At 68.2% G+C, this 19994-nt stretch carries 20 protein-coding genes; 15 read left to right on the top strand and 5 right to left on the bottom strand.

Annotated elements, in window-relative coordinates:
* Positions 1 to 16 precede the first annotated feature (16 nt).
* Both ACIHAO_RS00170 and ACIHAO_RS00165 read right to left on the bottom strand, forming a co-directional pair.
* Positions 17 to 778: an endonuclease/exonuclease/phosphatase family protein gene (locus ACIHAO_RS00170; protein WP_396554027.1), complete on the bottom strand. Its 762-nt coding sequence runs from the start codon at positions 776 to 778 to the stop codon at positions 17 to 19.
* Complete coding sequence (locus tag ACIHAO_RS00165; RefSeq protein WP_396554026.1) at positions 775 to 1755, bottom strand: ArsR/SmtB family transcription factor; 981 nt, start codon at positions 1753 to 1755, stop codon at positions 775 to 777. The genes ACIHAO_RS00170 and ACIHAO_RS00165 overlap by 4 nt, the downstream gene beginning before the upstream one ends.
* A gap of 247 nt (positions 1756 to 2002) precedes the next feature.
* Here ACIHAO_RS00165 and ACIHAO_RS00160 point away from each other — a divergent pair, with 247 nt between their 5' ends.
* Complete coding sequence (locus tag ACIHAO_RS00160; RefSeq protein WP_396554025.1) at positions 2003 to 2365, top strand: helix-turn-helix domain-containing protein; 363 nt, start codon at positions 2003 to 2005, stop codon at positions 2363 to 2365.
* Here the strand turns inward: ACIHAO_RS00160 and ACIHAO_RS00155 are convergent.
* Positions 2354 to 3196 (bottom strand): N-acetylmuramoyl-L-alanine amidase, encoded by an 843-nt coding sequence (locus tag ACIHAO_RS00155; RefSeq protein ID WP_396554760.1) that lies wholly within the window; start codon positions 3194 to 3196, stop codon positions 2354 to 2356. The genes ACIHAO_RS00160 and ACIHAO_RS00155 overlap by 12 nt on opposite strands.
* Before the next feature lie 89 nt (positions 3197 to 3285).
* On the opposite strand from ACIHAO_RS00155, the gene ACIHAO_RS00150 reads away from it, so the two are divergent.
* Together ACIHAO_RS00150 and recR are read left to right on the top strand one after the other, a co-directional pair.
* Positions 3286 to 3642, top strand: a complete 357-nt coding sequence (locus tag ACIHAO_RS00150; RefSeq protein ID WP_125784956.1) for a YbaB/EbfC family nucleoid-associated protein — start codon at positions 3286 to 3288, stop codon at positions 3640 to 3642.
* Position 3643: 1 nt separating this feature from the next.
* The gene (recR, locus tag ACIHAO_RS00145; protein WP_125784957.1) at positions 3644 to 4240 is read left to right on the top strand and encodes a recombination mediator RecR; all 597 of its coding nucleotides are present in this window, start codon (positions 3644 to 3646) and stop codon (positions 4238 to 4240) included.
* A gap of 220 nt (positions 4241 to 4460) precedes the next feature.
* Here the strand turns inward: recR and ACIHAO_RS00140 are convergent, their stop codons facing one another.
* Entirely contained in the window at positions 4461 to 5573 is a 1113-nt protein-coding gene (locus ACIHAO_RS00140) for a UDP-N-acetylglucosamine 2-epimerase (protein ID WP_396554024.1), read from the bottom strand.
* 61 nt (positions 5574 to 5634) lie between these two features.
* On the opposite strand from ACIHAO_RS00140, the gene ACIHAO_RS00135 reads away from it, so the two are divergent.
* The 12 genes from ACIHAO_RS00135 (at position 5635) to ACIHAO_RS00080 (ending at position 19404) form a co-directional block, all read left to right on the top strand.
* Positions 5635 to 6651 (top strand): glycosyltransferase family 2 protein, encoded by a 1017-nt coding sequence (locus ACIHAO_RS00135; protein WP_396554023.1) that lies wholly within the window; start codon positions 5635 to 5637, stop codon positions 6649 to 6651.
* Positions 6648 to 7946: a hypothetical protein gene (locus tag ACIHAO_RS00130; protein WP_396554022.1), complete on the top strand. Its 1299-nt coding sequence runs from the start codon at positions 6648 to 6650 to the stop codon at positions 7944 to 7946. Before ACIHAO_RS00135 ends, ACIHAO_RS00130 begins: the two co-directional genes overlap by 4 nt.
* A gap of 73 nt (positions 7947 to 8019) precedes the next feature.
* Entirely contained in the window at positions 8020 to 9996 is a 1977-nt protein-coding gene (locus tag ACIHAO_RS00125; RefSeq protein ID WP_396554021.1) for a DUF6541 family protein, read from the top strand.
* Between the two features lie 59 nt (positions 9997 to 10055).
* Positions 10056 to 10757 carry a glycosyltransferase family 2 protein gene (locus ACIHAO_RS00120; protein ID WP_125791579.1) on the top strand — a complete coding sequence of 234 codons (702 nt, stop codon included), beginning with the start codon at positions 10056 to 10058 and terminating at the stop codon, positions 10755 to 10757.
* A gap of 12 nt (positions 10758 to 10769) precedes the next feature.
* Complete coding sequence (locus ACIHAO_RS00115; protein ID WP_125784962.1) at positions 10770 to 11207, top strand: DUF2304 domain-containing protein; 438 nt, start codon at positions 10770 to 10772, stop codon at positions 11205 to 11207.
* Positions 11204 to 11752 carry a uridine kinase gene (locus ACIHAO_RS00110; protein WP_396554759.1) on the top strand — a complete coding sequence of 183 codons (549 nt, stop codon included), beginning with the start codon at positions 11204 to 11206 and terminating at the stop codon, positions 11750 to 11752. Before ACIHAO_RS00115 ends, ACIHAO_RS00110 begins: the two co-directional genes overlap by 4 nt.
* A gap of 966 nt (positions 11753 to 12718) precedes the next feature.
* Positions 12719 to 14260, top strand: coding sequence for an ABC transporter substrate-binding protein (locus tag ACIHAO_RS00105; RefSeq protein ID WP_396554020.1), 1542 nt, complete (start codon positions 12719 to 12721; stop codon positions 14258 to 14260).
* Positions 14261 to 14346: 86 nt separating this feature from the next.
* Entirely contained in the window at positions 14347 to 15348 is a 1002-nt protein-coding gene (locus ACIHAO_RS00100; RefSeq protein WP_125784965.1) for an ABC transporter permease, read from the top strand.
* Complete coding sequence (locus tag ACIHAO_RS00095) at positions 15345 to 16280, top strand: ABC transporter permease (protein WP_396554019.1); 936 nt, start codon at positions 15345 to 15347, stop codon at positions 16278 to 16280. Before ACIHAO_RS00100 ends, ACIHAO_RS00095 begins: the two co-directional genes overlap by 4 nt.
* Before the next feature lie 6 nt (positions 16281 to 16286).
* On the top strand, positions 16287 to 17282 hold the full coding sequence (locus ACIHAO_RS00090; protein ID WP_396554018.1) for an ABC transporter ATP-binding protein: 996 nt from the start codon (positions 16287 to 16289) through the stop codon (positions 17280 to 17282).
* Positions 17279 to 18397 (top strand): ABC transporter ATP-binding protein, encoded by a 1119-nt coding sequence (locus ACIHAO_RS00085; protein ID WP_396554017.1) that lies wholly within the window; start codon positions 17279 to 17281, stop codon positions 18395 to 18397. The genes ACIHAO_RS00090 and ACIHAO_RS00085 overlap by 4 nt, the downstream gene beginning before the upstream one ends.
* A 365-nt stretch (positions 18398 to 18762) precedes the next feature.
* Positions 18763 to 19404, top strand: coding sequence for an SDR family oxidoreductase (locus ACIHAO_RS00080; protein ID WP_396554016.1), 642 nt, complete (start codon positions 18763 to 18765; stop codon positions 19402 to 19404).
* Here ACIHAO_RS00080 and ACIHAO_RS00075 read toward each other — a convergent pair.
* A complete protein-coding gene (locus tag ACIHAO_RS00075; protein ID WP_396554015.1) occupies positions 19397 to 19960 on the bottom strand; it encodes a CGNR zinc finger domain-containing protein in 564 nt (187 codons plus the stop codon). The genes ACIHAO_RS00080 and ACIHAO_RS00075 overlap by 8 nt on opposite strands.
* Positions 19961 to 19994: the final 34 nt, after the last annotated feature.

The raw sequence follows: 19994 nt of genomic DNA, 5'->3' as shown, positions 1-19994 counted from the left end.
TCACCTGGATGCGGGATCAGCGGGTCAGGGTGACCCGCCAGGCCGGGTGATCGGTGCCGGGGATCGACGTCTTCCCGGAGCTGCCGAAGCCGAAGGCACCCCCGGCGATGATGTGCTGCACGCTGCCGTCGCCCTTCCGGAACGACCCGGCGGGAACGCACGCCTGCGCGCTCGGATCACCCGGGTAGCTCAGGTTCAGGTCACCGCCGAACACGGTGCCGGTGCCGTACTTCGCCAGCAGCCCTTTCAGGTCCTGACACTGCTGTTCGACCGCGGGCCGCTTCGTCGACAGGTGCGTGGTGCACGCGTTGACCGTGCCGAACTTCGCGCACAGGTAGGCGCGCTGTTCCGCCCCGCCGTCCTGAGGCCCGTAGTAGCCGCCTTCGCGCGCCTTCACCGCGCCGAGGTCCTGTCTGGCCAGTACCGCGATGCCGTATTCGCCACGCCCTGACGTGCACGGATACGGCGTCGTCCGGCCGTTCTCCTTCTTGCCGACGGGCTGCCACACGACCGTGTAGACCCGGCCCGACTGCGCCTTGACGTCGGCGGCCAGCTTCGTCGTCTCCGACGAACATGCCTCGTTCAACGTCACGACGGCCGGGTTCACCGCGACGATCGTGCTCGCCGCCTTCCCCATCGGGTTCGTCCCGCCCTGGTCGAAGCATTTCGCGACACCGCTGCGGCACAGGTTCATCTGCAACACCGGGAAGTCCGTCGCCGCGGCGGCGGGGGCGGCCGTGCCGAGGAGCAGGGCGACGGCGGCGAGTACCGATTTCATGGAGAGGTCCCTTCGTGGAGTTCCCCGGTGAGCAAAGCCGTGCCGAGGCGGGTGAGGTGGTGCAGGATGGCGCCGCCCTGCCGGGCGCTGGAGACGAGCCCGGCCTCGCGCAGCACGGCGGCCTGTTTGCTGGCCGTGCCGATCGACGTGCCGAGGCAGGTGGCCAGCTTGCTGGTCGTCCGCGGTACGCGCAGCGCGCCGAGGCTCTCGGCGCGGGTCCGGCCGAGAAGCGCCACCAGTTCGGGGGACGTGTCCGCCGGACGGGCGCTCGTCACCCGGGCGGGGTAGAGCAGCACCGGCGGCAGCGCCGGATCGATGAAGGTGACCGGCGTGTTCGCGCAGAACCGGCTCGGGATCAAGGTCAGCCCCCGGCCGCCGAGGTGGACGGTCCGCTCCCGGGGGTACGCGATCTCCAGCACCTCGCCGTCCCAGCCGCGCACGCCGGGGATGCCGCGCACCATCGCCCCCGCCCCCTCGGTGGCCAGCGTGCGGACGCGGCGGGCGCGATCGGCGGCGACGGTCTCGCGCATGCCGTGCCAGAACGGCGCGATCACCAGTTCGTAGGAGCCGCGCAGGGCGCCGACGACCCCGTGCACCTCCTCGCGATCGCCGTCGGCGAGCCGTTTCACCCAGGGCTGCGTGGCGCCGGTGAACACGGTCCGGAGATCGGCGCACAACCGGCGGCGGGGTGTGCACGCCACCGCTTCGAGCCCGCTTTCGAACGACCCTGCCGATCCGGGCGGGGTCAGGAAGTCGGGAAAGTTCCCCTTCGGCGGAACCAGTGTGAACAGCGTCTTCAGTGATCGTGCCGCTTCTTCGTCGTGCCGCGCGCTCAGCTGGACTCGCCGGCGCCAGGCCGACGGGTGGTTCTCCCGCAGTTGATGTGAACCGAGAACCAGTTCCCACAGCGGGTCGGGTGCTTCGGCGATCCGGATCCCTTGGAGATCCTCACGATCGAAGATCATGCGCAGAGTCATGCCATGTCCCCCTCAAGACGGCATTTCATTCGCTGCCGGTAACTCAAACGTGCCTTACGCGGCTCGGCAAGCAGTTCGGCCCGATCCGGGAGGGTGAGCCGAAAACCCGTTGCTGACCTGCGGGAACGTGGGCGCCTGGGACATCTCTGGGATGTCAGGTGGCGACAGGGTTTCCGCTGGGAGGAAAAGGTGTGTCCCCGCGCGCGGCCATCGGTGACGCTTCGTGGGCATCATCCGGGGAGGGGCCATGACAGGTGGAGAGCACGGCCGCGCCTTGGCGGAACTTCTCGCGGAGCTGAAACGGCGTAGTGGTCACAGCTACGAACGGATCGGCGCCAAGGCGCGGCTGAACCGGTCGACGGTGCATCGCTACTGCAGCGGTGTGACCATTCCGGTCGCCTTCGGTCCGCTGGAACGGATCGCGACGGTCTGCCGGGCCGGACGCGACGAACGGGCGAAGCTCTTCCGGTTGTGGGAACGCGCGGACGCGGCAAGGGGAGGGACGCCGCGTCCGCGCCTTCCGTTCCGGCGCCCGGGAAACGGAACCGGACGGGCTGGTGGCCTCGGCGCCTGCGGTGGAAGCGGTCCAGCCGACTCCCTAGCCCGCTAGGTAGTCCTCGATGGCCTTCGCGATGACGGCCGCGTACTGCTGACGTCCTTCTTCGCTCGCCATCGCCGCCGCCTCGGCGGCGTTGCGCATGTTCCCGCATTCCACGAGTGCGGCAGGACGGGTCGAGAGATTGAGACCACCGAGGTCGCCGCGCGGGGCGAGCCCGTTCGAACCGAGGTACGTCGACGTCGGGAAGCCACCCGCGCGGATGCCGTCCCGCAACGCCGTCGCGAGTTTCACCGAGGGCTCGCCCTGCTGGGGGTTCAGGGGCGGGGCGGAATAGGCGACGTGGAAACCGTGCGCTCCGGCGGAATTCGAGCCGTCCGCGTGGATCGACACGACGGCGTCCGCTTCGGCGTCGTTCCCGATCGCGGCTCGTTCGTTGACGCACGGCCCGACCCCGGTGTCGTTCTGCCGGGTGAGGATGACGCGGATTCCCTTGGCCGCCAAGGCCTGCGAGATCCGCTGCGACACGTCCCAGGTGAACGCGTGCTCGGAATAGCCGGAATTCGTCGAGGTTCCGGTGGTGTTGCACGGTTTCGTCTTCCCGCGCCCCGCCGGGACCTGTTTGTTGATCTCGCCGGGCTTCCCGGAGTTCCCGCCGTTGTGGCCGGGATCGAGCACGACGACCTTGCCCGTCTTCGGCTGCCGTGTGCTCGGAGGCGGCTGAGGCGCGCTCGAAGGCGGCGCGCTCGTCTTCGGACTCGGCTGCGGAAGCGTGGTGAAGACCGTGGTGGTCCCCGGAGCCGACGGACTCGACGGCGAGGACGCGGGGGTGTCCACCCCGCACGCCGTGAACAGCGTCAAGCCGATCGCCACCATGAGGCCCATCCGTCGTCGCACGGCGCCCACGGTGCCACACGGGTGACGGCTAGGCTGGTAGGCGGCACGGGATTTTCCAGGAGAGGACCGATCGGATCATGGTGCAACCCGGTGGCGGCTTCGACCTGTCGCAGATCATGCAGCAGGCACAGCAGATGCAGCAGAAGCTGGTCGAGGCCCAGGAAGAACTGGCCAACACGGAGGTGACCGGCACTTCCGGCGGCGGCCTGGTCACCGCGACCGTGTCCGGCGACAGTCAGCTCAAAGCGCTGGCCATCGACCCCAAGGTGGTCGACCCCGACGACGTCGAGACCCTGTCCGACCTGGTCGTCGCGGCCGTGCGGGACGCTTCGGCCAACGCGCAGAAGCTCACCGAACAGAAACTCGGCCCGCTCGCCGGCGGCCTCGGCGGCGGGATGCCGGACCTCGGCGGCTTCCCCGGGCTCGGCGGCTAGCTTGTACGAGGGTGTCGTCCAGGATCTGATCGACGAGCTCGGGCGGCTGCCCGGCGTCGGTCCCAAGAGCGCGCAACGGATCGCCTTCCACCTGCTGGCGGCCGATCCCGCGGATATCTCGCGCTTGCAGGAAGTGCTCGGCAAGGTCAAGGAAGGCGTGCAGTTCTGCGAGGTCTGCGGCAACGTCTCGGAGCAGGAGACCTGCCGGATCTGCCGCGACACCCGCCGCGATCTCACGGTCATCTGCGTGGTCGAGGAGCCGAAGGACGTCCTCGCCGTCGAGCGGACGCGCGAGTTCAAGGGCCGCTACCACGTACTCGGCGGCGCGCTGGACCCGTTGTCCGGCATCGGGCCGGAACAGTTGCGCATGCGTGAGCTGCTCGCGCGGATCGGTGGCGCGGAGATCAGCGAGATCATCATCGCGACCGACCCGAACACCGAAGGCGAGGCGACCGCGACGTACCTCGTGCGGATGCTTCGCGACTTCCCCGGCCTGACCGTGACGCGACTGGCGTCGGGGCTGCCGATGGGCGGGGACCTGGAGTTCGCGGACGAGCTGACGCTGGGGCGGGCGCTTTCGGGACGGCGGGCTCTCTAGCTCTCTCTTCGGCTGCGGGATGCGGCCTGGAGTCCGTGAAGGCCTCCTTGAGGGACCCAGAGTCCCTCAAGGAGGCCTTCATGGAACGCCGCGGACGATCGCGGCGACTGACGCTGGGGTGGGCGCTTTAGACGGCTTCAAGTGACATGAAAGGCCCCTTCATTGCAAAATTTGCAATGAAGGGGCCTTTCATGTCACTCCGTGAAGGCCGCGCGAAGCGTCAGCAGTAGCCCAGGCGCGCCAGGGTGTCGACGATGATCTCCGACGGGTGGAACTTGTCGACCCAGGAGTCGCCGCGGCGGTTCTGGTAGGTGTCGAGGAAGTTCTGCAGCTTGTCCCCGCGCATCTCGGTCAGCACGACGGTCTCGCCGAGGTGCTGCGGCGTCTCGGTGCGCTCGCGGTGCACGGCGCACGGCAGGCCGAGGTAGTAGCACTCGGCCGACAGGCCACCCGAGTCGGTGACGACGTATTCGGCGCGCGCGACCAGCGGCAGGAACTTCAGGTACCGCATCTTCGGCTGGATGATGAAGTTCTTCTCGTCGAAGAGGTTCGCCAGGCCGAGCGAGCGGATCTTCTCGCGCTCGGGCGCGCCCGCCATGTAGAGGATCGGCATCTGCTTGCTCTGCTCGCGCAGGATCTCCAGCGCCTCGCGGTACTTGTCCGCGCGCGAGACCAGCTCGAAGCGGTGCAGGGTGGCGAGGCCGAACTTCTCCGGGAGGCCCTCGACGTCGAGCGGGCCGTTGATGGCCATCCGCATCGCGTCGATCGCGGTGTTCGCCTCGGTGTCGACGACGACGCCGCGCGCGTTGCGGAGGTTGTTCACCTCACGCGCGCTCGGCGCGAAGTGCATGTCGACGATCTTCGCGGCGATCTTCCGGTTCAGCTCCTCCGGCAGCGGCGACATGATGCTGCCCGACCGCGCGCCCGCCTCGACGTGCCCGACCCGCGACTTGAGGATCCGCTTCCCGATGAGCGAGCCGTACGGCGTGGTGAACGTGTCACCGTGCACCAGCACCAGCGGCGGACGGCCGTCCTCGACCAGCGCGGCCTTCAGTTCGGCGCGGCGGCTCCACGCGGTGCGCAGCACCTGCGCGGCCCAGCCCGGCACCTGCGCGGGCGACTCCAGGTTGTGCGCCTTCTCCTTCGGCACCAGCCAGACGTCGGGCTCGGGGAGGTTCAGATCGGCGAGAACGTCCGAGACCTCGTCGACGTGCTGGGCGGTGAACCAGATCTTCGGCCGGACCCCGCGTTCGAGGATGCCGTGGTAGACCGGCGCGATTTTGATCAGTTCCGCCGTGGTGCCGAGAATGAAGGAAATCACCGGAACAGCCATTCTGTCGGGGTCTGCGGTGCCCGAAGGATACTGGTGGGCCGCGCAAGGTAGCCTCGCCGGGGTGAGTGCGAATTCGCTCCTCCCGGCCCTGTCCGTGGTGATCCCGGTCTACAACGAGCAGAACTGGATCGACCGCAGTGTGGGGGCGCTGATCGCGTCGGCACAGGCGGCGAACTGGCCGGTCGAGGTCGTCGTGGTCGACGACGGCAGCACCGACGGCACCGGCGACAAGCTCGCCAAGCTGCAGGAGCTGTACGGCATCACCGTGCTCACCCAGCCGAACAGCGGCCGCTTCGAGGCACGCCGGGCGGGCATCGCGAAGGCGTCCGGGCGGCAGATCCTGCTGCTCGACAGCCGCGTGATCGTGGACTCCGGCTCGCTCACCTTCCTCCGCGACCAGCTCGTGGACCATCCCGAACGCACGGTGTGGAACGGTCACGTCAACGTCGCCTCCGAACACAATCCGTATGCGGGATTCATGGCCGGGCTGGTCAAGATCCCGTGGCGCCGTTATTGCGCGAACCCGCGGTTGATGTCCTTCGGTATCGAAGAGTTCGACGTCTTCCCTAAAGGCACGGGATTCTTTTCCGCGCCGAAGGACGTTCTCGAGGATTCGTCCAACGCGTTCGAGTCGCTCTTCGAAGACGTCCGTTTCGCCAGTGACGACACGGGTGTTCTGCGCTGGATCGCCGAACGGCACCGCATCTTCCTCGCGCCCGGCTTCTCCGCGACCTACCACGGCCGGGATTCGTTCAAGAAGTTCCTCGGCCAGTCGTATTTCCGCGGCACCACGTTCGTCGATTCGTATCTCGCGTCGCCGGGGCCCGCGCGCAACGGACTGTTCGCCGCCATGGCCGTCGGTGTGCTCGGGCTCGGCGTCGCCGCGAAGCGCCCGAAGACCGCTGTCGCGCTGGCCGCCGCGGGATCGACGGCCGCCGGCTTCGCGGTGACGAAGTTCGGTGCGACCAAGGCCGAGGCCAAGGCGGTCGCCCAGCTCACCCCGGTGTTCGCCGCCGGCTTCGGCGCCGGAGCGCTCCGAGGCCTCTTCATGGCGCTGCGGGCCCGGCTGCGGCGATGAGCAGCACGGTGAGCAGCGAAAAACTGGCGAAGGACACCGGGAAATCCGCCGGGCGGATCGGCGTCTACCTGCTGATCGCGATCGCGCTCGGCTACGTCCTCACCGTCGTCTGGGGCCGGACGCTCTCGGCGGCCGACAACGCCGTCCTGCTCTCCTTCTGGGGCATGTTGATGGGACTGGGCGCCGCCCTGTCCCCGCTCGAACAGGAGATCTCGCGCCAGTCCGCGCACGCCGCGCTCGACGGCCGCAAGGCCGGTCGCCCGGCGGTGATCGCGTTCGCCACCAGCGCGATCGCCGTGGTGGTCGTCGGACTGGTCACGCTGCTGCCGCCGATCACCGGCAAGGTCTACGGCGGCCAGTTCGCGCTCGCCGTGATCGTGCTCGCGGGCGGGCTTTCGTTCGCCTTCCAGTTCGCCGCGCGGGGCCTGCTGATCGGCCAGGACCACGTCCGGTCCTACTCGTGGCTGATCCTGGTCGAGGCGGCCGTGCGGATCCTGGTGGTCGCCGCGCTGGTGGTCGCCGGGCTCACCCAGGTGTACTGGTTCGCCATCGCCGCCGCGACCGGCTCGTTCGCCTGGCTGCTCTTCGCCCGTGGTGCCGCCAAACTGGTCGATCCCCAGCTCGAAGCCGACGCGCCCGCGAAGCCGATCGTCACGAACATGCTGATGCTCCTCGCGGGCGCCGGGCTCACCGCGAGCGTCATCACCGGCTACCCCGCGCTGGTCAGCCTGCTCGCCCCCGGTGGCGACAAGGACAAGCTCGGCGTGCTCTTCCTCGCCCTGTTCGTGGCCAGGACGCCGCTCACGCTGATGGCGCCGGTCCAGGCGCTCGCGGTGCCGACCGTGGTGCGCCTGTCCAGTACCGAGGAGGGCAAGCACCGGCTGCGGAGGCTGCTCGCGCTCGGCTCGATGGGCGCGCTGGCGCTCGGGGCGCTCGGCGCGCTGATCGGCTGGCTGATCGGCCCCTGGGCGGTTCGCCTGGTCTACGGCGCCAAGAACGACCCCGAGGCGTGGTGGATGGCCGGGCTCGTCTGGTCCTCGGTGCTGCTGGCCGCGATGCAGCTGCTCGCCGCCGTCCTCGTCGCGCAGGCCAAGGCCACGAAGGTGTTGATCACCTGGGCGGCCGTCGTCGTCGCGACCGCGCTGGTCCTGCTGTTCTTCCCGGGCGATACCGTCGTGCGCGCCGTCGTCGGCCTCGCCGCCGGACCGACCGTCGGCCTGCTGGTCGTCATGGCGTTCGTGGTGCGCGGCACGCCCGGGCCGGGCAACGCGCGGCCTTCCGAAACGTCTCGATAGTGTGGCGGCGCCATCGCGCGCCGCGAACTTCGGTGGCGTTCCTGACGCCGAATAGGGTTGGACAGCGAATTCGATGAACGTTCTTTTGGTCTTGCTGGCGTTCTGGCTGCCGGGGCTCGTCTTCGGCGCCGCGATCAGGCTGCGCGGCTGGACCCTCGCCGCCGCGGCCCCGCTGCTGACCTTCGGCCTCGTCGCCATCGGCATCCCGATCCTCGGCCGCTTCGGCATCCGCTGGACGATGCTGAACGTCGGCCTGTGGGTGCTGCTGCTGTCCCTCGTCGGCTTCGGCCTTTCGTTCCTCGTGCTCCGCTTCACCGCGAAACGGCACCCCGAGTGGGCCGAGGACGAAGACGACGACGAGACCAAGCGCTCCCTGCGCGACCACCTGCTGATCGGCGCCGGTGTCGTGGTCGGCCTCGGCGTCGGCCTGGTCACCTTCCTGCGCGGTTCGCACACCCTGGAGAACGTCCAGCAGGGCTGGGACGCCCCGTTCCACGGCAACCTGGTGCGCTGGATCGCCGAGCACGGCGACGCGCGCGCGTCGACCGTCGGCACCATCGCGAACCTGCCGAACCAGCACGACTACTTCTACCCGGACACCTACCACGCGCTGCTCGCCCTGATCTTCGGCAAGGGCGGCCTGACGATGATGCCGACGCTGAACCTGGCGGCGCTCATGGTCGTGCTGACCGTCCCGGTCGGCGTCGCGGCGATGTGCCGCGCCTGGCGCATGCCGGTGCTCGCGACCGCCGCCGCCGCGGCCGTGTCCACCTGGTTCACCGCGTTCCCGTACGACTCGCTGTGGCGCGGCCCGCTGTGGCCGTACGTCGCCGGGGTGGCGCTCGTGCCCGCGATGCTCGCGCTGGCCCGCCTGCTGCTCAAGCCGAACGGCGTCGCCGGACCGGTCGCGATCGGCGTCGGCGTCGCCGGGCTGGCCGGCCTGCACACCAGCCTGATCTTCGTGATCATGGTCTACTTCCTGCTGATCCTGCTCGCGGTGCTGTTCCGCTTCGAGAAGATCAACTGGCGCCGGAGTGCGGCTTCCCTGGTGGCCACGATCGTGGTGGCGGTCGTCCTCGGCGTGCCACAGGTCCTGCCCGCGCTCTACAACGCGGGCGGCGTGACGAGCGCGTTCTGGGCGTCGGAGACCAGCGTGTCCGGAGCGCTCGGGCAGACCATCACGTTCTCGCCGATGGCGTCGTTCCCGCAGTGGTGGATCGGCATCCCGGCGATCATCGGCGTGTTCTTCCTGGTCCGGCACCGGCGGATGCTCTGGATGGTCGGCGCGTACGTCGTACTCGGCGGCCTGTTCGCCGCGACGATCTCGCTGGAGACCCCGCTCATCCACACCCTGACCGGCGTGTTCTACAACGACCACTGGCGGATCGGCGCGCTCGTTCCGCTGGCGGGTGCCGTCGCGTTCGGCGAGTTCGTGCACACCACGTCGGGCAAGATCGCGGAGAAGCTCGGCGAGCGCAGGCCCGGCCTGAACCCGGTCACCGCGGCCATCGCGGGCGCGGTGGTGGTCGGCCTGGTCGTCACGGTGCTGAGCAAGGGCGGCTACATCGGCCGCAACTCCGCGCGGCTCGCGATGAACTACGGCGAGGGCCCCTCGGTCAGCAAGGCCGAGGAAGCGGCCTACGCCTGGCTCGGGAAGCACGTCGTGCCGGGCGAGCGCGTGATGAACGACAAGGCCGACGGCTCGGTGTGGATGTACGCCCTTTCGGGGGTTCAGCCGGTCGAGTGGACCAACTACGGCGCCGAGTTCACCACCAAGGCCGGCTGGCTCAGCGTCTTCCTGAACGACATCAACCGCGAGCCGCGTGTGCGCGAGGCGCTCACCGACCTCAAGGTGCGTTACGTGCTCGTCGGCAAGGGCAAGGTGGCCCCCAACGCGCAGTCCGCGGTGGGTCTCCAGCGCCTCGACATCACTCCGGGTTTCAAACGCGTCTTCCACAACCTCGACGCGTCGGTTTACGAAATCGAAGGTCAGCAAGGTGTGGTCGCCGATGGCGCGCCCGCCGGGTCCGACACCGCTCACGGCCAGTAAGAAGATAGAGTGATCCAGTGTCCAGTACGTCCGTGACCACCCGCCGCGTACTCATCGTGATGCCCGCGTTGAACGAGCAGGCCAGCGTCGGCGCGGTCATTTCCCAGGTCAAGCAGTCCTTGCCGGGCATGGACGTGCTGGTCGTCGACGACGGCTCGTCCGACGACACGGCCAACCTCGCCCGCGCGGCGGGCGCGGAGGTGGCCCGCCTGGCGGTGAACCTCGGCGTCGGCGGGGCGATGCGCACCGGCTTCCGGTACGCGGCCGCCCGCGGCTACGACGTCGTCGTGCAGGTGGACGCGGACGGTCAGCACGATCCCGACGAGGTCGCCGCCCTGCTGGACGCGCTCGACGACGCCGACATCGCGATCGGCTCGCGGTTCGCGGGCAAGGGTTCGTACAAGGCGAGCGGCCCGCGGAAATACGCGATGGTCGCGCTCTCGCTCGTTTTCTCCCGGCTCGGGAAGACCAAGCTCACCGACGTGACCTCCGGGTTCAAGGCGATGGGCCCGCGCGCGATCAAACTGTTCGCCGCGTACTACCCGGCCGAATACCTCGGCGACACGGTCGAATCGCTCGTGATGGCGATCCGCGCCGAACTGAAGATCAAGGAAATCCCGGTGATCATGCGCGAACGGGCGGCCGGAACGCCGAGCCATTCGCCGGTGAAATCGGCCGTCTACCTCGGCCGCGCCGGACTCGCCCTGCTGCTGGCGCTGGTGCGCCGCCGCCCCGCCGTCGACTCGTCGGATTCGGCGTAAAAGGAGCTGATTATGGCTGGCTGGCGCATTCTCAGCATCGTCGTCGCCTGTCTCGTGCTGTTCGTCGTCCTCGAGATGATGCGACGGCGGAAACTGCGGGAAAAGTACGCGGGTGTTTGGCTCGTCCTCGCCGTCGGCGTGGTCGTGCTCGCCCTCGTTCCGCAGGCCGCCGACTTCCTGGCCCGGGTAACCGGCGTCCAGACGCCGTCGAACTTCGTATTCCTCTTGGCCGGTGTGGTGCTCGCACTGGTCGCGCTGCATCTGTCGACCGAGGTCGGGCATCTCGAAGAAGAGGTCCGCACCTCCGTCGAAGAGATCGCGCTGCTCCGCTGCGAACTCGCCGACGCCCAGCGTGACCTGGAAGAACGCGTCGCCGCGCTCGAAGCGAGGACGGCCGCGCCCGACAACGTCAAAGGGCTCCCCGAAGTGAGCCCCGCACGCGCACGCTGATCGACGCCCTTTTCGCGGCCCCGCCGAGGTTGGGCGCCGTCCGCGTACTCGCCGTCGACGGCCCGTCCGGCTCCGGGAAGTCCACACTGGCCGGGAAGATCGTGGCCGAACTCGCCGGCCGAGGCAGTCATGTCGCGTTGGTGAGCACCGACGAGTTCGCCACCTGGGACGAGCCCGTTTCGTGGTGGCCGCGCCTGGAAACCGGCGTACTGGAACCCCTGCGCGCGGGCAGACCCGGCCGCTACCGGCGCGTGGACTGGACCAGCGGCACCCCTCGACCGGGTGAAGAAGTCGAGATCTCCGTCCCCGAAGTCCTGGTGCTGGAGGGCGTTTCCAGTGGCCGCGCGCGGATCCGGCCGTCGTTGTCGCTGCTGACCTGGCTCGACGGCGGGAACGAGGCCGAACGCCTCGACCGCGCGACCGGCCGCGACGGCGAGGAATCCCGTGTGGACCTGCGGCGCTGGCAACTGTTCGAACGCGGATGGTTCGCCGTGGACGGGACCCGTGCCGCCGCGGACCGGGTGCTCACCTCCCGCGAGTGGTGAGGCCGAATCCGGATGGCGGTCTCGCGTGACTGGACGGACGACACGCGTGTGGGTGGTCGTGAGTGGCGATTCGGGTTATTGAGGAGAAAGTCAAAGGTGTCGTGTTCGTGGGTGAGGCTGGTGGTGGAGTGAAGGCTTCTTTCGCCGCGTCTGATGCGGTGAAGGGAGCCTTCGGCCCTGGTCGGGCGGGGCCGGGATCGCAGGTCCGTGAAGGACTCCTTGCCTACCCTCAGGGTAGGGAAGGGGCCCCTCACTACATGTCGGGCTGAGCTCAGCCCGAGCCGAGGCACGGGCAGGAACCGGCTCAGCCGAGGAAACTCGACCGTCACACCTTCCCCAAGTACATGAAGGATCCCATCCTTGCGCCTAGGTACAGCAAGGAGGCCTTCATGGACTTCAGGACCCGACGCGGCACCTTTGTGCGGGTAGGCAGTACCACTTGAGAGAGGGACCCGATACCCACGGATGTCCTGTTTTGTCAGCGATTTCGCGACCAACGACGGGGTCCGGGGCTTGCCCCGGGCGGGTCCGGGGTCGCACCCCGGAAAGACACTGCGTCAGTGACCCATTGGTTGTAGCGGTAAGCACCCATTTGAGTCAGTGACCCGGCACTCTGCGCGTTAGTGGTCCGAAATTGATTACACTCCGTCCAGAATTGCGGACACTTTGCGGTCGTATTGGCCGTCGTGTAGCGCGATCGTAACCTCGCGTGCTTAAGTGCGGGCTGAGTTCCCGCTAGTGTCGGCGAGCACACCGATCGTCCGCGGAGTTCGAGTTTCGACCGATCGACGCCGACGGTGCCTAAACACCGAATATCTCCTCAAGGGGTGCCAGATGCAGCAACTGCGGGTGACCCGAGCACGCCGTGTGGCCCTGATCGGGCTTGCCGGCGCACTCGCGGTCTCCATTTCCGCCTGTGCCGAATCGAAGCGTGAAGAAGGCGCAGGGGGTGGCTCGGGAGGCACCATGGTCTTCGGGGCCGCCGGTAACCCGAAGACGTTCGACCCGCTCTTCAACGACGACGGTGAAACCTTCCGCATCATCCGCCAGATGATGGACACGCTGATCATGAACAAGCCGGGGACCGCGGACCTCGAGCCGGGTCTGGCGGAGAAGTGGGAAGGCAGCAACGAAGGCAAGACCTGGACCTTCACCCTGAAGAAGGGTGTGAAGTTCCACGACGGCACCCCGTTCAACGCCGAAGCGGTCTGCTTCAACTTCAACCGCATGTTCAACATGAAGGGCGCCGCCGCCCAGAGCCAGATGATCTACTACGGCGACGTCTTCGAGGGTTTCGCGAAGAACGAGGGCGACGCTTCCGGCGACCCGGTCTACAAGGACTGCCAGGCCAAGGACGAGTCCACCGCCGTCCTGAACCTGAACAAGGCCAAGGGCGCGTTCCCGGCGGCCTTCACCCTTCCGTCGCTGTCCATCCAGAGCCCGGACGCGCTGAAGAAGTACAACGCCGACGCCGTCACCCAGAGCGGTGACTCGTTCTCCTACCCGGAGTACGCGCTGAAGCACCCGACCGGCACCGGCCCGTTCAAGTTCGAGAGCTGGGACCAGGCCAAGGGTGAGATCACGCTGGTCAAGGCCACCGACGCGCCGACCCAGACGGCCAAGCTCGACAAGCTGGTCTTCAAGGTCATCCCGGACGAGAACGCCCGCAAGCAGGCGCTCAAGGCCGGCGACATCCAGGGCTACGACTACCCGTCGCCCGCGGACTACGGCCTGCTGCGCAACGACGGTGAGCAGGTGCTCATCCGCCCGTCGTTCAACATCCTGTACCTGGGCATCAACCAGAAGAACAACCCGAAGCTGAAGGACCCCAACGTCCGCAAGGCGCTGGCCTACGGCCTCAACCGTGAGCAGTTCGTGAAGTCGAAGCTCCCCGAGGGTGCCGAGACCGCGACGCAGTTCGTGCCGAAGGCGATCGACGGCTACAACGAGAACGTCACCAAGTACGACTACAACCTTCAGAAGGCGAAAGACCTGCTGAAGGCGGCCGGCGCCGAGGGCATGACCCTCAAGTTCTACTACCCGACCGAGGTCACCCGGCCGTACATGCCGAACCCGGCCGACATCTTCACCTCGCTGTCCGAGGACATGAAGGCCATGGGCATCAAGGTCGAGCCGATCGCCAAGCCGTGGAACGGTGGCTACAAGGACGACGTCCAGAAGGCGGGCAAGCACGACGTGCACCTGCTCGGCTGGACCGGTGACTACAACGACGCCGGTAACTTCGTCGGCACCTTCTTCGGCCGCGAGAAGGCGGAGTTCGGTTTCAGCAACCCCGAGCTCTTCACCGCCCTCTCCGCCGCGGACGCCGCGCCCGCCGGCGAGGCGCACACCAAGGCGTACCAGGAAGTCAACAAGCAGATCATGGAATACCTGCCCGCCATCCCGATCTCCTACGGCCCCCCGGCGATCGTCGTCGGCCCGAAGGTGAAGGGTCTGGTCGCCAGCCCGCTGACCGACGAGCGCTTCTACACCGTCACGGTCAACTGATCCACCACCACTAAGCCACCAGGGGGTGGGCGCTACCGCGCCCGCCCCCTGTGGCCCATTCCCGGGCTGGCAACAAAGGAACGCACGTGCTCCGTTTTCTCGTGCGTCGGCTGCTACAAGCGATACCGACGCTCTTGATCCTGTCCATTTTGATCTTCGCCTGGCTCCGGTCCCTTCCCGGTGGCCCCGCCGGCGCCCTCCTGGGCGACAAGGCGACCCCGGAGAAGATCGCCGACCTGAACAAGCTCCTCGGCCTCGACGATCCGATCTTCGTCCAGTACTTCAAGTTCCTCGGCCGGGCGATCACCGGCGACTTCGGCAACTCGCTGGTCTCCGCCCAGCCGGTCATGTCGGAGATCGGGAACTTCCTTCCCGCCACCCTCGAGCTCGGCTTCTGCGCGATGCTCATCGCGGTGGGCTTCGGCATCCCGTTCGGCTACCTGTCCGCCCGCTTCCGCGGCGGGGCCGTCGACAACGTCATCATCGTGCTGAGCCTGGTCGGCGTCGCCGTACCGGTGTTCTTCCTCGGCTACATGATGCAGGACCTGCTGGCCGCCCCGCTGGGACTTCCCTCGCAGGGCCGTCAGATGGCGGGCCTCGACGCCACCACCGTCACCGGGTTCGCCGTCCTCGACGGCATCATCACCCAGGAGTGGGACGCCGCCTGGGACGCGATCGCCCACCTGATCCTCCCGGCGTTCGCGCTGGCCACGATCCCGCTCGCGGTGATCGTGCGGATCACCCGGGCTTCGGTGCTGGACGTGCTGAACGAGGACTTCATCCGCACGGCCAACTCGAAGGGCCTGACCCAGCCGATCGTCCGGCGCCGTCACGTGCTCCGCAACGGCCTGCTGCCGGTGGTCACCGTCATCGGTCTCCAGACCGGCGCCCTGCTCGGTGGCGCCGTGCTGACCGAGCGGGTGTTCAACTTCCGCGGCCTCGGCTTCCTGCTCGCCGAAGGCATCGAACGGCGTGACTACCCGCGTCTGCAGGCGTTGCTGCTGTTCGGCGCGCTGGTCTACGTGCTGGTGAACATGCTGGTCGACGTCTCGTACGGGCTCATCGACCCGAGGGTGCGTGTCCGATGAACACTTTGCTGAACAAGAAGAAGGAGCCGATCGACAAGCTCGCGGCCGCGTCGGCGAAGGGGCACAGCCTCGGTGGCGAGGCGCTGCGCCGGATGATGCGGAGCCCGGTGGCCATCACCGGCGCCGTGATCACCGGACTGTTCCTGCTCGTGGCGATCTTCGCGCCGCTTCTGGCGCCGAAGGATCCCTACGAGCGGTATCTGCAGAGCCAGGTCATCCTCGGCCAGGGCATCATTCCGGGCGCTCAGCCCGGTTTCCCGCTCGGTGTCGACGACTTCGGCCGCGACTATCTTTCGCGGCTGCTGGTCGGCGCGCAGAACACGCTGCTGGTCGGTGTGCTCGCGACGATCATCGGCGTCGTGGTCGGCATGATCATCGGTGGTCTCGCCGGTGCCTTCGGCGGCTGGGTCGACACCGTGCTGATGCGGCTCGTCGACGTCATGCTGTCCGTGCCGTCGCTGCTGTTGGCGATCTCGGTCGCCGCGCTGTTCCAGAAGCCGAGCCAGTGGACCGTGATCGTCGCGGTGTCGATGGTCAGCGTGCCGATCTTCGCGCGATTGCTGCGTGGATCGATGCTCGCGCAACGGAACAGCGACCATGTGCTCGCGGCGACGTCGCTCGGCGTCAAACGCGGGGCGGTCGTGTTGCGGCACATGCTGCCCAACTCGCTCGGCCCGGTCATCGTGCAGGCCACGCTGACCCTGGCGACCGCCATCCTCGAGGCGGCGGCGCTGTCGTTCCTCGGTCTCGGCGACCCGGACCCGAACCGGGCGGAATGGGGCATCATGCTGAGCCGCAGCGCTCGGCAGTTCCTCGACATCCGCCCCGAGCTGGCGTACTACCCGGCCATCGCGATCATCATCGTCGCGCTCGGGTTCACGCTGCTCGGCGAGTCCTTGCGGGAAGCCCTCGATCCGAAGAACAGGCGGTGATTTCTGATGGCCCTCCTCGAAGTACGCGATCTCAAGGTCGTTTTCCAGCGGCGCGGTGAGAAGCCGTTCACCGCGGTGGACGAGGTCAGTTTCGACGTCGAACCCGGCCAGACGGTCGGCCTCGTCGGCGAGTCCGGTTGCGGCAAGTCCGTGACCTCGCTGGCGATCATGCGGCTGCTCGCGAAACGCGGCAACCACGTCAGCGGTTCGGTGTCGTTCGAAGGCACGGATCTGCTCACCCTGTCGGACAAGGAAATGCGGGACCGCCGCGGCCGCGACCTCGGCATGGTGTTCCAGGATCCGCTGTCCTCGCTGAACCCGGTCATCCCGATCGGCCTCCAGATCACCGAGGTGCTGGAGCGGCATCGCGGGATGTCGCGCAAGGCGGCGTCGGTGGAGGCGGCGGAACTGCTGGACAAGGTCGGCATCCCCGACCCCACCCGGCGGCTTTCCGAGTACCCGCACCAGCTTTCCGGCGGGATGCGGCAGCGTGCGCTGATCGCGATCGCGCTCGCCTGCCGTCCCCGGCTGCTCATCGCCGACGAGCCGACCACCGCGCTCGACGTGACGATCCAGGCGCAGATCCTCGCGTTGCTGCGGGAACTGGTGCAGGACACCGGGACCGCGCTGATCATGATCACGCACGACCTCGGTGTAGTCGCCGGACTCTGCGACGAGGTCAACGTGCTCTACGGCGGCAAGATCGTCGAGCGGGCCGAGCGGCACTCGCTGTTCGCCGAGCCTCGGCACCCGTACACGCACGGCCTGCTCGCCTCGATCCCGCGGCTCGACGCGGGCCGCGGCGAGAAACTGATCCCCATCAAGGGATCCGTCGCCGACAACATCCCGTGGGACGGCGGTTGCGCCTTCGCGCCCCGCTGCCCGAACGCTCTCGGCGTATGCCGGGAGGTTTCACCGCAGCTGACCCCCGATCGCGGTGGACTGCTGCGCTGCCACAACCCGGTGATCCCGGCCGTGGCCGCACGAGGAGGGGCCCGATGACGCACGCGGTACCGGAGCAGGAAGTCCTGCTCGAGGTCAACGACCTCAAGGTGCACTTCCCGATCAAACGCGGCATCGTCTTCGACCGCACGGTCGGGTACGTGTACGCCGTGGACGGCGTCGATCTCGCCATCCGCAAGGGTGAAACCTACGGTCTGGTCGGGGAATCCGGCTGCGGAAAGTCCACTTTGGGCAGGGCGATCCTCCGGCTGACCGAGCTGACGAACGGCAACGTCGTCTTCGACGGCACCGACGTCGCGGGCCTCAAGGGCGAGGACCTGCGCAAGGCCCGCCGCCGGATGCAGATGGTCTTCCAGGACCCGATGTCCTCTTTGGACCCTCGGCAGTCGGTGGAATCCATTCTGACCGAAGGAATGAAGGCGCACGGCCTCGCCGATGACAAGGAAACGACCGCCAAGCGGCTGCGGGAACTCCTCTCCGCCGTGGGTCTTCCGGAGTCCTCGCTGCGGAAGTACCCGCACGAGTTCTCGGGCGGCCAGCGTCAGCGCATCGGCATCGCGCGGGCGCTCGCGGTCGAGCCGGACCTGATCGTCGCCGACGAACCCGTGTCCGCGCTGGACGTCTCGGTGCAGGCGCAGGTGGTCAACCTCCTGGAAGATCTGCAGGCGAAACTCGGGCTCACCTACCTGGTGATCGCGCACGACCTCGCGGTGGTGCGGCACATCTCCGACCGCATCGGCGTGATGTACCTCGGCTCGCTGGTCGAAGAGGCCGACGCCGACGCGCTCTACGAGAACCCGCTGCACCCGTACACGCGGGCGCTGCTCTCGGCGATCCCCGTGCCGGACCCGGTGGTAGAGGACAGCCGCGAGCAGATCCTGCTCGCCGGCGACCTGCCCTCGCCGGCGCGGCCGCCGTCCGGCTGCCGGTTCCACACGCGGTGCCCGTGGAAGCAGCAGAGCCTGTGCGACACCGACCGCCCGCAGCTGCGGGAGATCGGCGCCGGGCACCGGGTCGCCTGCCACTACGCGGAGGACATCCGCGACGGGCGGATCAAACCGCACGAGGTCAAGGCGGAACTCGTCGGCGCCGGTGACCTGAACCCCGACGTCGGCGGACTGCCGGACGTCGGCTCGGCGGCGGAGATCCTCTAGCCCCAGCGAAGTACATGAAGGCCCCCTTCCTTGCGCCTGCGTACAGGAAGGGGGCCTTCATGTACTTGGGACCACCGCAAGTAGGTGACGAATTGCGGCGGGCGCGTGACCGGACGCGTTGCGAAAGCCACTTTCGCAACGCTCAAGGTTGCGAAAGTGGCTTTCGCAACACGCGCTGCCCCATCGAGCTGCCCCATCGAGCTGCCCCGTCGAGCGGCCTGTCGGCGAGGCGCCAAGCCCGGCCGCAAGGCCAAGCCCCGCCGCAATTGGTCACCTACTTGCGGCGCCCACCGCAAGTAGGTGACCAATTGCGGCGTCGGCGGCGCGACCAGGCAAAAGCGGCCGCCTTCGGGCAGACTCGTGTCATGCGGGTCACAGTGCTGGGTGCGTCGGGGCGGACGGGGATCCACGTGGTCCGGCTCCTGCGGGGGCGGGGTCATCGGGTGCGGGCGGGGTTGCGCAGTCGTCGCCGCGCGGAGGAGGTCGCCGGTCTCGGCGCCGAAACCGTGGTCGCGGACGTCACCGCCGACGCGGACGACCTCGTCGAGGCGCTCGCCGGGTCCGAGGTCGTGATCAGCGCGATCGGCGCGCCCGATCCGGATCAGGCCTCGGTCGATCTCGTCGACCGCGACGGCGTGATCACCGCGATCCGCGCGGCGGAGAAGGCGGGTGTCTCGCGCTTCGTGCAGCTTTCCGCGCAGTTCGCGGACGCGCCGGATCAGGGTGATCGGCTGGTGCGGTCGATCCTGATGGCGAAGCAGATCTCCGACAGTGTCCTCCGCCGTTCGAGCCTGAACTGGACGATCGTCCGGCCCGGCACGCTCACCGACGACCATCCCACCGGCCACGTCAAGGTCGCCGGTCATCTCGAACCGGGCCGTGTCTCCCGCGCGGACGTCGCCGCCGTCCTGGTCGGCACGCTGGAAGAGCCGCTCACCGAAAACCAGGGTTTCGACGTCATCGGCGGCGAGATCCCGATCCCGTCGGCGCTGGCTTCGTTCAGCTGAGCGCTTTCTTCCGTTCCCGCGCCGCCCGCAGGTTCGCGACGTTCCCGCAGGTCCGCACGTCGTGCCAGACCCCGCTGTTGTTGCGCGAGACGTCGTAGAAGGCCGAACGGCAGCCGTCGAGCCGGCACAGTTTCAGCCGCGGCCAGATCCCGGCCTGCTGCGCGAGCAGCGTTTCCGTCCACAGCGCCGAAGTGAGCCACTGCCGTCCGGTGCCGGACGGGAACAGCCGGACGACGCCGTCCCGCAGGGCCAGGTCCGCCTTGATCGGCTTCTCGACGGCCACGTCTTCGCCGTCCAAGAGCGAAACAAACGCTCCGCGAAGCTCTCGAAGCGCGCGAAGGTCGCCCGGACCCAGCGTGATCTCGGGCACGCCGGTGTCCCGGGTCCGCGACCATTCCGCCAGTGCTTCGGTGGCCCAGGGGCGCGCCAGGTCGGCGTCGCTCAGCAGGTCGAGGCCGTGTGTCTTGATCGCCTTCGTGTTGAGGAAGTCCTGAACGAGCGCCAGCCCCGACGGGGCGGTGCGTAACCGGTAGCGGTCGGTCGCGGTCCATGACATAGGTCAAGCGTACTTGACTCTGTCGCCTCGCGTC

Source organism: Amycolatopsis sp. NPDC052450 (assembly GCF_044547565.1).
Taxonomy (GTDB): Bacteria; Actinomycetota; Actinomycetes; order Mycobacteriales; family Pseudonocardiaceae; genus Amycolatopsis.
Note: the sequence above shows the minus strand (reverse complement) of the source record. Positions and strands in the feature narration are given on the sequence as shown.

Bases quoted from the DNA above. Each gene is read 5' to 3' on its own strand.
- ACIHAO_RS00170 (WP_396554027.1), bottom strand. From the start codon at position 778: ATGAAATCGGTACTCGCCGCCGTCGCCCTGCTCCTCGGCACGGCCGCC.
- ACIHAO_RS00130 (WP_396554022.1), top strand. From the start codon at position 6,648: ATGAGCAGCACGGTGAGCAGCGAAAAACTGGCGAAGGACACCGGGAAA.
- ACIHAO_RS00075 (WP_396554015.1), bottom strand. From the start codon at position 19,960: ATGTCATGGACCGCGACCGACCGCTACCGGTTACGCACCGCCCCGTCG.
- ACIHAO_RS00095 (WP_396554019.1), top strand. From the start codon at position 15,345: ATGAACACTTTGCTGAACAAGAAGAAGGAGCCGATCGACAAGCTCGCG.
- ACIHAO_RS00090 (WP_396554018.1), top strand. From the start codon at position 16,287: ATGGCCCTCCTCGAAGTACGCGATCTCAAGGTCGTTTTCCAGCGGCGC.
- ACIHAO_RS00165 (WP_396554026.1), bottom strand. From the start codon at position 1,755: ATGACTCTGCGCATGATCTTCGATCGTGAGGATCTCCAAGGGATCCGG.
- ACIHAO_RS00125 (WP_396554021.1), top strand. From the start codon at position 8,020: ATGAACGTTCTTTTGGTCTTGCTGGCGTTCTGGCTGCCGGGGCTCGTC.
- ACIHAO_RS00120 (WP_125791579.1), top strand. From the start codon at position 10,056: ATGCCCGCGTTGAACGAGCAGGCCAGCGTCGGCGCGGTCATTTCCCAG.
- ACIHAO_RS00115 (WP_125784962.1), top strand. From the start codon at position 10,770: ATGGCTGGCTGGCGCATTCTCAGCATCGTCGTCGCCTGTCTCGTGCTG.
- ACIHAO_RS00140 (WP_396554024.1), bottom strand. From the start codon at position 5,573: ATGGCTGTTCCGGTGATTTCCTTCATTCTCGGCACCACGGCGGAACTG.
- ACIHAO_RS00150 (WP_125784956.1), top strand. From the start codon at position 3,286: ATGGTGCAACCCGGTGGCGGCTTCGACCTGTCGCAGATCATGCAGCAG.
- ACIHAO_RS00085 (WP_396554017.1), top strand. From the start codon at position 17,279: ATGACGCACGCGGTACCGGAGCAGGAAGTCCTGCTCGAGGTCAACGAC.
- ACIHAO_RS00160 (WP_396554025.1), top strand. From the start codon at position 2,003: ATGACAGGTGGAGAGCACGGCCGCGCCTTGGCGGAACTTCTCGCGGAG.
- ACIHAO_RS00105 (WP_396554020.1), top strand. From the start codon at position 12,719: ATGGTCTTCGGGGCCGCCGGTAACCCGAAGACGTTCGACCCGCTCTTC.
- ACIHAO_RS00080 (WP_396554016.1), top strand. From the start codon at position 18,763: ATGCGGGTCACAGTGCTGGGTGCGTCGGGGCGGACGGGGATCCACGTG.
- ACIHAO_RS00155 (WP_396554760.1), bottom strand. From the start codon at position 3,196: ATGGGCCTCATGGTGGCGATCGGCTTGACGCTGTTCACGGCGTGCGGG.